This is a genomic window from Massilia solisilvae (genome assembly GCF_024753215.1).
Taxonomy (GTDB): Bacteria; Pseudomonadota; Gammaproteobacteria; order Burkholderiales; family Burkholderiaceae_D; genus Telluria; species Telluria solisilvae.
The window spans coordinates 250797-263987 of the sequence record NZ_JANUGV010000002.1 but is presented as its reverse complement, the minus strand read 5'-3'; the positions used below and the strand labels follow the sequence as shown (position 1 = coordinate 263987).

Here is a 13191-nt window from a genome sequence, read left to right as displayed (position 1 = left end):
CGTCAGCGGTGGCAGGTGGAGCAATCGGTGAGCCGGCGTGTGCTTTGAATCTGTAACAGGCGGTTCAGTTGTGTGATTTCCTGCGCCGAGAGCGGGCGCTTGTCCTGCATCAGGAAAACGTCGGCCAGCGGCCGGATGTGCTGGCGCGCGTTGCGATGGCAGCCCAGGCACCACTGCATTTCGAGCTGGGCCGTGCGCAGCATGAGCGGCATGCGGTCCACGCGGCCATGGCACTCGACGCAGGCCACGCCCTTGTTGATGTGGATGCGGTGGTCGAAGTAGGCGAAATCGGGCAGGTCGTGCACCCGGTTCCAGCGGATCGGCAGGCCGGTGCGGGCGCTGGCATGCAGCGGCGCGAGCAGCGGCGCGTCGCGAAACAGCTGGGAGTGGCAGGTCAGGCAGATGTCGCTCGACGGCAGCCCGGCAAAGCGCGACTTTTCGACCGAGGTGTGGCAGTAGCGGCAGTCGATGCCGTCGTCGCCCACATGGTGCTTGTGGCTGAACGGGATGGGCTGCGCGACGACGGTGCCGCCGGCGGCCGGCGGCATCATGCGCCAGCGCGCCAGCAGCGCCAGCGCCAGCGCGGCCAGCAGCGCCGCCACCAGGGCGAGCTTGAGTACAAGGACGGTTGCAGGATGAAACGCCTGGGCCATGGGCAAACTCGTGTGTGTGCGAAAGAACGTTCGGCACGACGCAGGGCGTTGCGGCAAGACACTAAGCGCTTGACCTTCCCCCTGCAGGAAGGATTAGAGTGGACCCTATCACATCGAGGTTTGAGATGCCGAACATTACCGTGCTGCCACATCCTGATTTCGCGCCCGAGGGCGCCACCTTTTATGCCGAGCCCGGGGGCACGCTGTGCGATGCCATGCTCGCGCACCGTGTCGAGATCGAGCACGCGTGCGGCAAGGTGGGCGCCTGCACCACCTGCCACGTCATCATCCGCGAAGGCTACGGCGCGCTGGAGGACCCGAGCGACGGCGAAGAGGACATGCTCGACCGCGCGTGGGGGCTGGCGCCGACCTCGCGCCTGTCGTGCCAGGTGGTCCTGGGCGAGGCCGACCTGGTGGTCGAGATCCCGCGCTATTCGATCAACCTGGAGAAGGAAAAAGGCTGAGCCGGCCCAATCGTAGGGTGGGCAGGTTCTCCTGCCCACGCGTTCAAAAACCGCCCGCAAGGTCGCATGTAACCGTGAGTTGAACGCGTGGGCAAGGGACTTGCCCACCCTACGGAACCGGAACTGGAACGCGGCGGTCGAACGGCTTTTCAAGCGCCGGCGCGGCCGCCGAGGAGGTTCCATGAAGTTCCCGATCCACATCGCCACGCTCCTGTGCGCGGGCCTGCTGGCCGGCTGCGCGCAACAGGGCCGCGTGGGCGAAAGCGAATACGTCCCCGCGCAAGGTGGCCCCGGCTACGGCACATCGGGGGCCGGCGGCAACGTGAACGCCGTGCCGGGCCAGCGTCCGGCCGAAAGCGGCGCCCAGGGTTCCGGCGGCACCGGCGTGACCGGCTCGGGTACGCCAGGCGCCTACGGCACCGGCGAAAGCGGCAGCGCCGCCTCGATGGGCGGGGCGGCCGGCAGCGCGGGCGCGGCTGCCGGCTCCACGCAACAGGCGTGCGCCATGTACGGGCGCATGATGGGCGCGCGCACGCCCGAGGAGCGGCAAGCGTTGATGGAGCAGATGATGCCGGGCATGTCGGCCGCATCGCGCCAGCAGCACCTGGAGATGATGCGCCGGCAATGCGAATAGACGACGATCCGCAGCTGATGGTGGAGCCCGGCGAGTGGCGCTACGCGCCGGTCGCCGTGGCGCTGCACTGGTTGCTCGCGCTGCTGATCGTCAGCACGGCCGCGCTCGGCTGGTACATGACGAGCGTCGAGGACGATCCCGGCGCCGAGCGCTGGTTCGACCTGCACAAGTCGGTCGGCATCGTCATCTTCGTGCTGGTGCTGGCGCGCGCGCTGTGGCGCCTCACGCACCGACCGGCCGCGCTGCCGGCCAGCATGCCGCGCTGGGAAGTGGTGGCGTCACTCGTGGTGCAGCGCCTGCTGTACGGGGGCATGGTGCTGCTGCCGGTGACCGGCCTGCTCGGCGCGCTGTACACGAAAAGCGGGGTCGCCTTCTTCGGGCTGCAGTTGCCGCGCTGGGCCGCGCCCGCGCACGACACGGCCGAGGCCTTCTTCGAGGTGCACGAGACGCTGGTGTGGGCGATGGCGGCGCTGGTCGCGCTGCACGTGGCGGCGGGGCTCAAGCACGCGCTGGTCGATCGCGACCGTGTGTTCCAGCGCATGTGGTTCCAGCAAAGAAAACGGCCGGCTGGGAGCCGGCCGCGGGGTGGAACAGTTTAGTCCAGCTTCCAGGCGTAGTCGATCTTGGTCCAGGTCTGGGCCGGGGCGCCGTCCTTGGTGCCCGGCTTGAACTTGCATGCCGAGATGCCCTTGATCGCTGCCTTGTCGAGGTTCTTGAAGCCGCTCGATTTCTCCAGCTTCGAATCGGCCACGCTGCCGTCCGCGTTCACGAGGAAGGACATCGACGTCGTGCCCTGCTCTTCGTTCATCAGGGAGGCCTTCGGGTACTCGACCTTGCACTTGGACGCGTCGAAGCTGGCCGGCACTTCACCGGCGGCGACTGCGCCGGCGACGCCGGACAGGATCAAGGTGGCGATAACACTCAAATAAGGCTTTTTCGTAGACATACCAGTTCCCAAAAGTTTTTAGTTCACGCTTCTTGTTTCGTGCTGCTCTCTTCGGCGACGGCTTGTGGCCGCCGCGTCAGAACTCTTCCCACTCGTCGCCGGCAGTTGCGGCGGCGGCCTTCTTCGGTTTGGCTGGCGCGCTGTCGGCATCGGTCGGCTCGACACGCGGTGCGGCGGCGGCCGGCTTCTTCAGCACCGGGCGGGCGCCGGCGGCGCGCTTGGCTGCCGGGCGCGGCGCCACTTGCGCGGCGGGGGCCGGGGCTGCCAGCGCGGTCAGCGCTTCGGCCTGGTTCTCCTCGCCTTCGGCCAGCTTGAAGATGCTGACCACGCGCGCCAGTTCGCCGGCCTGGTCCTGCAGGCTTTGGGCGGCGGCGGCCGCTTCCTCGACCAGCGAGGCGTTCTGTTGGGTCATGCTGTCCATCTCGATGATCGACACGTTGACCTGCTCGATGCCGGCGCTCTGCTCGGCGCTGGCGGCGGCGATGTCGCTCATGATGTCGGTCACGCGCTTGACGCTCGAGACCACTTCTTCCATCGTCACGCCGGCCTGGCCGACCAGCTTGCTGCCGCGCTCGACCTTCTCGACCGAGTCGCCGATCAGCGTCTTGATTTCCTTGGCGGCGGCGGCCGAACGTTGCGCCAGGTTGCGCACTTCGGAGGCGACGACCGCAAAACCGCGGCCCTGCTCGCCGGCGCGCGCCGCTTCCACGGCGGCGTTCAGCGCCAGGATGTTGGTCTGGAACGCGATGCCGTCGATCACGCCAATGATGTCGGCAATTTTGCTGGCCGAGCTGTTGATCTCGCCCATCGTGCCCACCACCTGCGACACCACTTCGCCGCCCTTGCGCGCCACGTCCGAGGCGCTGGCCGCGAGCTGGTTGGCTTCGCGGGCGTTTTCGGCGTTCTGGCGCACGGTGGCGGTCAGCTTGTCCATGGCCGAGGCGGTCTTCTCCAGCGAGCTGGCCTGCAGCTCGGTGCGCGAGGACAGGTCCAGGTTGCCGGCGGCGATCTCGCGCGAGGCGGTGCCGATGGTCTCGGTGCCGCGGCGCACCTGGGCCACGATGCCCACCAGGCTGTTGCGCATCTCGCGCATCTCGACCAGCAGGCTGCCGCGGTCGGAGACGGCGGTGTTAATGCGGATCGACAGGTCGCCGTGGGCGATGCTGCCGGCGATGCGGGCGGTGTAACCCGGTTCGCCGCCCAGCTGCTTGAGCAGGCTGCGGGTGATCACCCAGGCGGCGGCCACGCCCATCGCCACGGCCAGCGCCAGCATCACGATCATGAAATTGCGCGCGTTGGCGAACGCGGCCTGGGCATCGGTCTGGGCCTGCGAGTTCTGCTTGTCCTCGACGCTGGCCAGCTGGTCCAGCGCCTCGAGCCACTTCTTCTGGGCCGGGCGGATTTCCTTGATCATCACGCGGGTGGCGTCCTCGGCCTTGTTGGCCAGGTACAGCTCGGATGCCTTGCTGATGGCCGGCATCGCCACGCCTTCGGCGTCCTTGATCTGCGTCAGCAGCGTCTTTTCCTGCTGGGTGGACTCGGCGGCGAACTTGGCTTCCAGCTTGGCCTGGATCTCGTCGTACTTGCGGGTCTGTTCCTTGAACTTGTTCAGTTCAGGTTCCATGTCGTCCGCGTTGGTCATCAGGGTCAGGGTGCGCAGCGAGGTGACGCGCTCGCTGACATTGTTGCGCATGTCGATCACGAGCCGTGTGACCACGTTGTTGACACCTACCACGTGGTCGAGGCGGTCCTGGATCTGCGCCATGCGGAGGATGCCGACCACGGTCACCGCGACCAGCAGCACCAGCACCAGGGCAAACCCCAAACCCAGGCGCATTCCGACCTTCATGTTTGTCAAATTCATTTCGTCCCTATTCCCTCTTTATTGATCGGACACGAGCGACAGTTGTCAATGTGCAATGTCAAATTTCCATGCTTCTGGCAGGAAATGTATGTGTTTCCGTGAGGATAAATCAAAACCAGTCGGCATAGACAGATTTTGTGAACGACAACTCGGATGTTTCGAGTTCACAACATGCGTTGGTGCGCTGGCAAAAAACGAAGGTGAGCTGCGATTATAGGGAGATTTATTGCCCTACAGCAAGCAAAATGCTGTCTTTGCCACGCGCATTGCCGGCCCTTGTAGTTATTTTCCTACAGCAACACAGGAAAAACTTTATTTTCTTGCGGGCCGGGGTTGGCGGCCCGCGGCCGGGCTCAGGCGGCGCGCGCCATGCGGTCGGCCGCTTCCAGCAGCAAGGCGGGGTCGCCGGCTGCCAGCCGCTTGGGGTCGGACAGCAGCTGGCGGAACGCGCGTGCGCCGGGCAGGCCGGACATCAGGCCGAGCATGTGGCGCGTGATGCTGTTCAGCTTCAGGCCCTGCGGGCCGAACTCGGCCAGCTGGGCGGCGATGTAGGGAATCATCTCCTCCAGCACCTGGCGGCGCGTCTTGGGCGTGGCGGCGGCGCCGTAGAAGCGCGCGTCCCAGCCCGCCATCAGCCACGGGTTGTGGTAGGCCTCGCGCCCGAGCATCACGCCGTCCACGTGCTGCAGGTGCTGCGCGATCTCGTCGTCGGTCTTCACGCCGCCGTTGATGATGATTTCCAGCTCCGGGAACTGGCGCTTCAGGTCGTAGGCGACCTCGTACCTGAGCGGCGGGATCTCCCGGTTCTCCTTGGGCGACAGGCCCTTGAGGATGGCGTTGCGCGCGTGGACGATGAAGGTGCGGCAGCCGGCGTCGGCGATGGTGCCCACGAAGTCGCGCACGAACGCCGGGTCCTGGACCTGGTCGATGCCGATCCGGTGCTTGACCGTGACATCGATCGAGACCGCGTCGCGCATCGCCTTGACGCAATCGGCCACCAGCTGCGGTTCGGCCATCAGGCAGGCGCCAAACGCGCCCTTCTGCACCCGCTCGGACGGGCAGCCACAGTTCAGGTTGATCTCGTCATAGCCCCACTCCTGGCCCAGCCTGGCGCTGTGCGCCAGCTCGCCCGGGTCGCTGCCGCCCAGCTGCAGCGCGACCGGATGCTCCTCCTCGCTGTAGCGCAGGTGGCGCGCAACGTCGCCGTGCACCAGCGCGCCGGTGGTCACCATTTCCGTATACAACCAAGTGTGGCGGGTGATCTTGCGGTGGAAGACGCGGCAGTGGCGGTCGGTCCAGTCCATCATGGGCGCGACGCTCAGTTTTCGTTTGCTGTTTGTCATCTAAATAATTCGTTTCCGTCTGAGGGGGCAATACGACCTCCCGCAACTTCACAACTTTGCTACAGGCGGCGTCACTTCTCAAGACCGGGGACACCTGGCGGGCACAGGCCCGCAGGAAAGGGCACAACTCGATTGCGGAAACATTTCCGACGAAGGCGCAGGCCGCTGCATGGGCCCGGAAGATCGAGGCTGAGATCGGTGCCAGACGCGTCAATGACGCGCGCGAGCTCGCCGCGCATCTTACCCTAAAAGAGTGGCGATCGATCATTTGTCTGGCGCGCACCGGGCAATCGCCAGTGGGTGTAAATTGAGTGGATGCTTGCCTTGGCTCGACATGCGCGCCATCGGCTGGCGTGCGCAAGCGCCCTTGGGCTTGCAGAGAGCGAGGATTTCATGAATACGCTGCCTGGCAACACATTTCGCACACTCCCCCTGACGCCGGAACAGGTCAGGGAAATCGAGCATTACATCCACGCGCGCGTGCGCGCCGGCGTTCATTGGGACACGCCGGAGCTGGCGATGACGCTGGACGATATGCTCCACCCGCCCGAAACGGTGCACGACGACACGACCGGACTTCAGGAAAGCCTTGCCTCCGAGCGCGCGGTGGCGGCCAACGAAGAGTCGGACCGGATCGACCTGCTCAAGTCGGAACGTGACAGCAATCACTAATTGCGGTCAATGCAAGCGCTGCTGCTTGTGCGCATACATCTGCGCGTCGGCAGCGTGGATGTAATCGTCCAGGCTCATCCCGGCGGCGGGGTCGCACTGCACGATGCCAATACTGAGCGATACCTGGAACGGGCGCCCTTCCATCCGATTGAACGCATGTAGGTTGCGCCTGATACGCTCGACCACCGTGTCCGGCTGCTCGTCGTCGAGCGTGAACGCCGCAAACTCGTCGCCTCCCACGCGCGCCACGACGTCCACATTGCGAAACGACGCGCGCAAGATGCCAGCCGCGTCGCAAATCAACTGATCGCCCGCCTGATGGCCGACCGCGTCGTTGATGCGCTTGAGGCCGTCGATGTCGGCGAAAATCACGGCGCTGGCCGCATGCTGCCGTTGCGCTACCTTGAACGCCTGTTCCGCCTCCACAAAAAAGCCGCGCCGGTTGCGCAGCCCGGTCATGCCGTCCGTCAGCGACAGCTCGCGGATCTCGTGCTCAACGTCGTCGCGCCGCGCCAGCTCCGCAGCATGGGCGTGGGCCGTGTCCATCATCTGCCCGGACTGTTGCGAGACTTGCTGCTCGAGCGATGCGCGGGCCTGCAGCTTGCCCAAGGCGGCGGCCGTCAGTTCCGCCACCTGGGTGAGCAGCTGGCGCCGCGCCTTGATGTCGAGCGCGCCGCCATCGCGGTGCCATTCCACTGCCAACGCCGTCGTTGGCCGGTGTGGCGGTACGCCGACCGCCATTACCGCACCGGCGCCAGCAGGCACATTGGCCGCTGGCTGGGCTGCGCTGCTGCCGTCGCCCTGCAGGCAGGCCAGGCCTGGGCGGTACAGCGGGTTGCTGGCGTCGGAATACCGCGCGCGCCCGCCGTGGTCAAAACCGTGGACGTATTGCGCACCATTGGTGTTGACGATCAGGATCGCACGGTCCATGTGCATGAGATCGGCCAGGGCCTTGCCCACCAGGTCGAGGACGACCATCGGATCGTCGGTCTGGAGCAGCTCGCGCGACAGCGCCAGGAGCGAACGCATCCGGTCCAGTTCGTTCACCAAATCGTGTTTGTTCATCGCTGCTGGTTCCCGGGAGTGGCTGGCGGCCGCGGCGCGGACAGGAGCAAGCCCGGAGCGCGCCGCGCGCGGAGTTGGAATGATGCGCCCCAGGTCCGGGCAGTGCAAGCGTGCGCGTCATCGCTCGGGGTCGGCGACCCGGCCTTGCGCATACCAGTTCATCACCGGATGCACGGTCACGCCATGCAGGACAATGGACGCGGTCACCGCAACCAGCGTCAATGCCGCGAACTGCTGCGCGAGCGCGCCGGACAGGCCGTGGTCCAGCGCATACATCAGGTAGTAGATCGACCCGATTCCCCTGATACCGAACCAACCCATCACGACGCAGCGGCGCGGCGGCGCCGCACTGCCCGCCATGCCAAGGAAGACCGATAAGGGGCGCACGGCAAAGATCGCCATGGCGGTGAACCACCACAGCGCCGGAAATATCGTGATGTATCCCAGCATGGCGCCGGTCAGGGTGACCAGCACCAGTTCCGCCAGTTTTTCGAGTTGCTCATTGAACCCTTGTACCTCCCGCTTCATCGCCGCGCTTGCGTGATGGGAATGCGCCGGCGCCATGCTCGCCGGCGGCGACGAGACTTGGGACATCCACGGATGTTCTTGTACCCGCCGCAATGCCAGGCCGGCGGTGAACACGGCGAGAAACCCGGAAGCCAGGCAGAGCTGCGCGAGGCCATACGCGACCCCGACCGTACCGAGCGAGAGGAATTCGCTCAGGCCCAGTGCCTCCTGATGCCGGTTGCGCAAGAACACGACCAGCGTGCCCAGCACGCCTCCCACCATCGCGCCGATCAGCGTGCCGCCGAACGTTGCCCAGAGCAGGTCCACCAGCCACCAGTGCCATGCATTCGCACCAAGATCGTGCCACCCCATCAGGCCCAGGCCGAGCAGCACGAACGGAAACGCGGAGCCGTCATTGAGCGCGCCTTCGCCGGCCAGGTTGAAGCGGGCTGGAGTGGGAGTGTGGCCGGATTCCGGCTGGACGCCCGAGGCCAGCACAGGATCGGTGGGGGCCAATATCCCGCCCAGCAACACCGCGGCGCCAAGCGGCAGACGCAAGCCGTACACGCCCATTGCCGCTATCAGCCCGACCGTGATGGTCATCGATACAAAGGCCAGCCGTAATGGCGCGAGCCAGCGACGATCCAGCAGAGGGACCTCAAGCTTCAGGCCGACGGCGAACAGCGATATCAGCAGCGCCGCTTCGGCGCTTAACTCCAGCATGGCGGTGTTGCGCCAAGGATCAGGCATGACGATGCCTATCCCGGCCGGCCCCAGTACGAAGCCAAGCGCCAGGTAGATCATCGCACCGCTGAGCGGCAGCCGGGCCAGCAGCGTTCCGATCAGCATCATCGCAATCAGCGTGAGACCGGCAAACAACATCCAGTACGTCATCGACATGACGGAGCCCTTTTCCGTTGATACTCGCCTGCGATCGGTCAATCTCGCCAAATCATCATAGCTGCAAGCGGCTCGCTTGAGGATGCACTCTCCAGGCGTTCGTGCGCATCGGCCCGGCTACTGGCCTGTTCGTCAATGCCGCATAAAAAAAGGGCTTCGCCCCTTGTGGATGGCGATTTGTACTCCAACTGGAGTACCCATGGAGGATAAATTCGATGAAAGTTGTTGCCATGAAGGACAAACTACCGGACACCGACAAGGTGACGGTGAATCTCGGCCTGGTTGACCTGGCGCAGGTGGATCTGTTGGTGGACGAGGGCTTCTACACCAATCGCACCGATTTCGTCCGCACAGCCGTGCGCAACCAGCTGCAGCAGCACGCCGAAGCGATCCGCCAGACCGTGCTGCGCAAGCGTTTTGTGATGGGATTGCAGCGCTATTCGCGCACCGACCTGGAACGCGTCGTGGCCGCCGGCGAGCAACTGGAAATCCATGTGCTCGGGCTGGCCACGCTGGACGACGATGTGACGCCGGAACTGGCAACGGCCGCGATCGCATCGATCCGTGTCCTTGGCGCATTCGTCGCGTCGGCCGCCGTCAAGCACGCGCTGGCCGACCGCATTCAAACTTGATTTAATGGAGCAACAATGAAACCTTTCGAGCAATTTCTCGAGCAGATGAAGGAAGCTGCACACCTGGCCAAGGCCAAGGACCCGGCAGCGGCCACCGCTGTCATCCAGGAGGCGCTCAAAGCCTCCGGCTTGATTCCCACCCAAGCGGCGGACAATGGCATGGCCGCCCGCCCTCCCATGGTCGACCTGAACGCCGTGCCCGACTGGGCAAAGGCGCTGCGCAAGACCATGCCTGGCCGGCGCCCCGGTATTGCCGCGCCCGATCCGCACGCGCCCGGCCAATTCCTGGAGCGAACATTCAGCGCCGCGGGGGACACCCGCCGCTACAAGCTGTACGTGCCATCGGTCCCCGCTTCCGGCCCGCGTCCGCTGATCGTGATGTTGCATGGCTGCACGCAAAACGCCGACGATTTTGCGGCCGGCACGGCGATGAATGCCCTGGCCGAGCAGCATGGCTGCCTGGTGCTCTACCCGGAACAATCGGCAACTGCCAATGCGTCGCATTGCTGGAACTGGTTCGAGGCATCGCACCAGGAGCGCGACGGTGGAGAGCCCTCACTGCTCGCGGCCATGACCCGGGAGGTCGTCGAGACCTGGCAGGCGGACCCGAAGCGGGTCTATGTGGCCGGGCTGTCGGCAGGCGGCGCGATGGCCGCGATCCTGGGGCAGGCCTATCCCGAGCTGTATGCCGCGGTCGGCGTCCATTCCGGCCTGCCGGTCGGCAGCGCGCGCGACCTGATCACGGGCCTGGCGGCGATGAAGAAAGCACCTGCGCGCGCCGGCAGGCCAGCGCGCACGCCGCCGCAGCGGGTGCCGGTGATCGTATTCCATGGCGACCAGGACAGCACCGTCCATCCGGGGAACGGGGACGCGGTACTACGGCAGTTCGTGCATTCCGCGCCCGGTTCAAGCGCCGACGTGCTGCACCGGCACGAGGAACGCACGGAGCAGGCGGACGGGCGCGGCTACACCCGGACGGCGATGCGCGACCGCAGCGGCCGCACGGTGGCCGAGTACTGGGAGCTGCATGGGGCTGGCCACTGCTGGTCGGGCGGCAGCCCCGCCGGGACCTACACGGACCCGGCCGGGCCGAACGCATCGGCCGAGATGTTGCGGTTTTTCCTGGCGCAGGCGGACTGAACCCACGGCTGAACCTGCAAGGCCCGGCGCCAGCGCAAGCTTGGCCAACCGGGCCTTTAGGATCGCGGCCGGTCCAGGCCCGGCTGGCGCGCGGCGTAATTGAGCGCGTCGGCCAGCACATCGTAGCGGTAGGGACCATAGACGAAGCGGCCGGCCTGGTAGACGATGCCGCGTTCGGCCATCTGCTCGCGCTCACGTTGCGTGGGGGCGCTGAACTGGCGCCAGCGCAGCGGCGCCGTCGTTTCGATCGGCAAGCCCGGCCTGGCGCGTTCGAGCCGGGCATAGTTGAGCGCATCCTCCACCCGGTCGTAACTGTACTGCCGATAGTGGTAGGCGCGTCCGTCAAACGAAATGCCGGCCCATGGTTCGCTGGTTGCCGGGTCGTCGGTGGGTGGCACGCTTGCCATGGAATGTCCCCCCAAAAAATCGCCGCCCGAACGGCACTGCGGACGGCCAACAGAACCCGTGGATGATCCTGCGCTTAATCCGGCGCCAACGCAAGCGAGCTTGGCGGCAGAGGAGTCACTTCGGCGCAAGATCGCCGTACCAGTAGGCGGCCGCCACCCGGCCGTCCATCAGGAAGTCGCTGCCGGTGATGCCCCCCTCCGGCCCAGGTCGGCGGTCAGATGGCGAGTTTGCGTTCACTCATCCACTTCACGATGGCTGGATCGCTGTGCGAGCAAACACTGCTGGTTCCGGTTTCCAGCGTCGCGATCGCGGCCATTTCCTGTTCACTCAATGCGAAATCGACGACGTCCAGGTTCTCGCCCATCCGCTCGCGCCTTAAGTACGCATAGGCCCGGACGTCAGGATGGCGGTCGTCGCTGCCCCTCGGTATTTCTCCGCGCGCGAGGTCCCCCGGCGACCGCAGGATTTGACCAGCCACGACTGCATCAACCTGCGCTTGCCGACGCACGGCGGCCTGCTCCCATGGGACTTCAGGAAGGGATCGCGCGAGCTGAACGTGCGCGTTGAGGGGCAACTCATCCTTAACGGCTTTCCGCAGGTCCTGCAGGCGGCGCTGGCGGGGTGTGGGCTGGCGTTCATGCTGGAAGACACTTTGCAACCTCACCTTGCCAATGGCAGCCTCGTGCGCTTGCTCGATGACTGGTGCAGCGTCTTTCCAGGCGATCAGCTTTATTATCCGAGCCGGCGGCAGCCCTCGTCGGCATTTGCGCTGGTGGTGGATGCCTTGCGATACACGCATCCGTAACAAAAGCAGGCTGGGTGGAAGAACGGCGAGCGGGCGGCTGCCGCCGGCGGTCCGGCCCGGCGCACTAGTTGCGCTGCATCAAAAGAAAAATCGAAAAAATTTCCGCGCGGCATTTAATGCCTACAGGAAATCGGTCGTCTTGTACTCGTGAGAGCGCGACATCCGCGACCTTCAACAGTAACAGACCACCCAACTAGGAGCCCAACATGCTGAGCCTTCACACCAACGCAGCAGCCCTTTCGGCACAGAACTCGATCACCCGCACCCAGACCTCGCTGTCGACCTCGATGACGCGTTTGTCGACCGGCTACCGCATCAACTCGGCAATGGACGACGCCGCAGGCCTGCAGATCGCCACCCGCCTGAAGAGCCAGACCAGCGGCATGGCCGTGGCAATGCGCAACACCCAGAACTCGATCTCGATGCTGCAGACCGCCGAAGGCGCGCTGGACGAAGTCGGCAACATCCTGACCCGCATGAAGGACCTGGCAACCCAGGCCGCCGACGGCTCGTCGTCGGGCGACGACCAGATCTCGATGCAGGCCGAATTCGACTCGCTGAACGACGAGCTGGCCAACATCATGGGCAACACCAAGTTCGGCGGCACCACGCTGCTGGCCAAGACCGCCGGCAAACTGGAAGCGGCCACCGGCATCCAGTTCCAGATCGGTGCCGACGGCGCCGAGACCATGACCGGCGCGTTCAAGACCGAACTGGACAAAGTGCACGCCGACATCAAGCTGGCCTCGACCAAATACGACGGCGACGGCGCAGTGGGCGGCGGCGGCGGCAAGGAAATCAGCGACACCTCGGCCACCCCGGACACCGGCGCCACCAACGCGAACGGCACGATCACCAAGCTGGCCACCGCCATCGACTCGGTCAGCGCGCTGCGTTCGAAGATCGGTGCCGTGTCGAACCGCCTGGACCACGTCTACAACAACCTGGCCAACGTCAGCACCAACACCAAGAACGCAACCGGCCGTATCATGGACGTGGACTTCGCGACCGAGTCGTCGAACATGACCTCGAACCAGATGCTGCTGCAAGCCGGCACCGCCATGCTCAAGCAGACCAACAGCATGTCGTCGATGGTGATGTCCCTGCTCCAGTAATCGGCACTTCCCTGGTGTAGCACCAGCAAAGGCCAACCGGAGC

General features: G+C 65.4%; 15 protein-coding genes and 1 pseudogene. 8 read left to right on the top strand and 8 right to left on the bottom strand.

Features of this window, described 5'->3' with window-relative positions:
• Positions 1–2: 2 nt before the first annotated feature.
• Positions 3–653, bottom strand: a complete 651-nt coding sequence (locus tag NX773_RS09315) for a cytochrome c3 family protein (protein ID WP_258856064.1) — start codon at positions 651–653, stop codon at positions 3–5.
• 125 nt (positions 654–778) lie between these two features.
• On the opposite strand from NX773_RS09315, the gene fdx reads away from it, so the two are divergent.
• From fdx to NX773_RS09300, 3 genes are all read left to right on the top strand, one after another.
• Positions 779–1117 carry an ISC system 2Fe-2S type ferredoxin gene (gene fdx, locus NX773_RS09310; protein WP_258856063.1) on the top strand — a complete coding sequence of 113 codons (339 nt, stop codon included), beginning with the start codon at positions 779–781 and terminating at the stop codon, positions 1115–1117.
• Between the two features lie 181 nt (positions 1118–1298).
• Positions 1299–1751 (top strand): hypothetical protein, encoded by a 453-nt coding sequence (locus NX773_RS09305; protein ID WP_258856062.1) that lies wholly within the window; start codon positions 1299–1301, stop codon positions 1749–1751.
• Positions 1742–2350: a cytochrome b gene (locus tag NX773_RS09300; RefSeq protein WP_258856061.1), complete on the top strand. Its 609-nt coding sequence runs from the start codon at positions 1742–1744 to the stop codon at positions 2348–2350. Before NX773_RS09305 ends, NX773_RS09300 begins: the two co-directional genes overlap by 10 nt.
• Here the strand turns inward: NX773_RS09300 and NX773_RS09295 are convergent.
• The 3 genes from NX773_RS09295 to dusA form a co-directional block, all read right to left on the bottom strand.
• A complete protein-coding gene (locus NX773_RS09295; RefSeq protein WP_258856060.1) occupies positions 2347–2697 on the bottom strand; it encodes an energy transducer TonB in 351 nt (116 codons plus the stop codon). The genes NX773_RS09300 and NX773_RS09295 overlap by 4 nt on opposite strands.
• A 76-nt stretch (positions 2698–2773) precedes the next feature.
• Positions 2774–4546 carry a methyl-accepting chemotaxis protein gene (locus NX773_RS09290; RefSeq protein WP_258856718.1) on the bottom strand — a complete coding sequence of 591 codons (1773 nt, stop codon included), beginning with the start codon at positions 4544–4546 and terminating at the stop codon, positions 2774–2776.
• Positions 4547–4914: 368 nt separating this feature from the next.
• Positions 4915–5904, bottom strand: a complete 990-nt coding sequence (gene dusA / locus NX773_RS09285) for a tRNA dihydrouridine(20/20a) synthase DusA (protein ID WP_258856059.1) — start codon at positions 5902–5904, stop codon at positions 4915–4917.
• 393 nt (positions 5905–6297) lie between these two features.
• Here dusA and NX773_RS09280 point away from each other — a divergent pair, with 393 nt between their 5' ends.
• Positions 6298–6576: a hypothetical protein gene (locus NX773_RS09280; protein WP_258856058.1), complete on the top strand. Its 279-nt coding sequence runs from the start codon at positions 6298–6300 to the stop codon at positions 6574–6576.
• Positions 6577–6582: 6 nt separating this feature from the next.
• Here the strand turns inward: NX773_RS09280 and NX773_RS09275 are convergent, their stop codons facing one another.
• Both NX773_RS09275 and NX773_RS09270 read right to left on the bottom strand, forming a co-directional pair.
• Complete coding sequence (locus NX773_RS09275; RefSeq protein ID WP_258856057.1) at positions 6583–7641, bottom strand: GGDEF domain-containing protein; 1059 nt, start codon at positions 7639–7641, stop codon at positions 6583–6585.
• A 117-nt stretch (positions 7642–7758) separates the two neighbouring features.
• Entirely contained in the window at positions 7759–9048 is a 1290-nt protein-coding gene (locus NX773_RS09270) for a cation:proton antiporter (protein WP_258856056.1), read from the bottom strand.
• 215 nt (positions 9049–9263) lie between these two features.
• Here NX773_RS09270 and NX773_RS09265 point away from each other — a divergent pair, with 215 nt between their 5' ends.
• Positions 9264–9680: a ribbon-helix-helix domain-containing protein gene (locus NX773_RS09265; protein WP_258856055.1), complete on the top strand. Its 417-nt coding sequence runs from the start codon at positions 9264–9266 to the stop codon at positions 9678–9680.
• A 15-nt stretch (positions 9681–9695) separates the two neighbouring features.
• The gene (locus NX773_RS09260; protein ID WP_258856054.1) at positions 9696–10820 is read left to right on the top strand and encodes an extracellular catalytic domain type 1 short-chain-length polyhydroxyalkanoate depolymerase; all 1125 of its coding nucleotides are present in this window, start codon (positions 9696–9698) and stop codon (positions 10818–10820) included.
• 56 nt (positions 10821–10876) lie between these two features.
• On the opposite strand, the gene NX773_RS09255 is transcribed toward NX773_RS09260, so the two are convergent.
• Entirely contained in the window at positions 10877–11227 is a 351-nt protein-coding gene (locus NX773_RS09255; RefSeq protein ID WP_258856053.1) for a hypothetical protein, read from the bottom strand.
• 215 nt (positions 11228–11442) lie between these two features.
• Positions 11443–11607: pseudogene (locus NX773_RS09245) on the bottom strand (aldo/keto reductase); the annotation flags it as partial.
• Between the two features lie 24 nt (positions 11608–11631).
• On the opposite strand from NX773_RS09245, the gene NX773_RS09240 reads away from it, so the two are divergent.
• Positions 11632–12033 carry a LysR substrate-binding domain-containing protein gene (locus NX773_RS09240; protein ID WP_307728518.1) on the top strand — a complete coding sequence of 134 codons (402 nt, stop codon included), beginning with the start codon at positions 11632–11634 and terminating at the stop codon, positions 12031–12033.
• 206 nt (positions 12034–12239) lie between these two features.
• Positions 12240–13148 carry a flagellin N-terminal helical domain-containing protein gene (locus NX773_RS09235; protein ID WP_258856052.1) on the top strand — a complete coding sequence of 303 codons (909 nt, stop codon included), beginning with the start codon at positions 12240–12242 and terminating at the stop codon, positions 13146–13148.
• Positions 13149–13191 lie beyond the last annotated feature (43 nt).

Excerpts from the sequence above, each read along its gene's own strand:
- NX773_RS09315 (WP_258856064.1), bottom strand. The coding sequence starts at position 653 with ATGGCCCAGGCGTTTCATCCTGCAACCGTCCTTGTACTCAAGCTCGCC.
- fdx (WP_258856063.1), top strand. The coding sequence starts at position 779 with ATGCCGAACATTACCGTGCTGCCACATCCTGATTTCGCGCCCGAGGGC.
- NX773_RS09305 (WP_258856062.1), top strand. The coding sequence starts at position 1,299 with ATGAAGTTCCCGATCCACATCGCCACGCTCCTGTGCGCGGGCCTGCTG.
- NX773_RS09300 (WP_258856061.1), top strand. The coding sequence starts at position 1,742 with ATGCGAATAGACGACGATCCGCAGCTGATGGTGGAGCCCGGCGAGTGG.
- NX773_RS09295 (WP_258856060.1), bottom strand. The coding sequence starts at position 2,697 with ATGTCTACGAAAAAGCCTTATTTGAGTGTTATCGCCACCTTGATCCTG.
- NX773_RS09290 (WP_258856718.1), bottom strand. The coding sequence starts at position 4,546 with ATGAAGGTCGGAATGCGCCTGGGTTTGGGGTTTGCCCTGGTGCTGGTG.
- dusA (WP_258856059.1), bottom strand. The coding sequence starts at position 5,904 with ATGACAAACAGCAAACGAAAACTGAGCGTCGCGCCCATGATGGACTGG.
- NX773_RS09280 (WP_258856058.1), top strand. The coding sequence starts at position 6,298 with ATGAATACGCTGCCTGGCAACACATTTCGCACACTCCCCCTGACGCCG.
- NX773_RS09275 (WP_258856057.1), bottom strand. The coding sequence starts at position 7,641 with ATGAACAAACACGATTTGGTGAACGAACTGGACCGGATGCGTTCGCTC.
- NX773_RS09270 (WP_258856056.1), bottom strand. The coding sequence starts at position 9,048 with ATGTCGATGACGTACTGGATGTTGTTTGCCGGTCTCACGCTGATTGCG.
- NX773_RS09265 (WP_258856055.1), top strand. The coding sequence starts at position 9,264 with ATGAAAGTTGTTGCCATGAAGGACAAACTACCGGACACCGACAAGGTG.
- NX773_RS09260 (WP_258856054.1), top strand. The coding sequence starts at position 9,696 with ATGAAACCTTTCGAGCAATTTCTCGAGCAGATGAAGGAAGCTGCACAC.
- NX773_RS09255 (WP_258856053.1), bottom strand. The coding sequence starts at position 11,227 with ATGGCAAGCGTGCCACCCACCGACGACCCGGCAACCAGCGAACCATGG.
- NX773_RS09240 (WP_307728518.1), top strand. The coding sequence starts at position 11,632 with ATGGCGGTCGTCGCTGCCCCTCGGTATTTCTCCGCGCGCGAGGTCCCC.
- NX773_RS09235 (WP_258856052.1), top strand. The coding sequence starts at position 12,240 with ATGCTGAGCCTTCACACCAACGCAGCAGCCCTTTCGGCACAGAACTCG.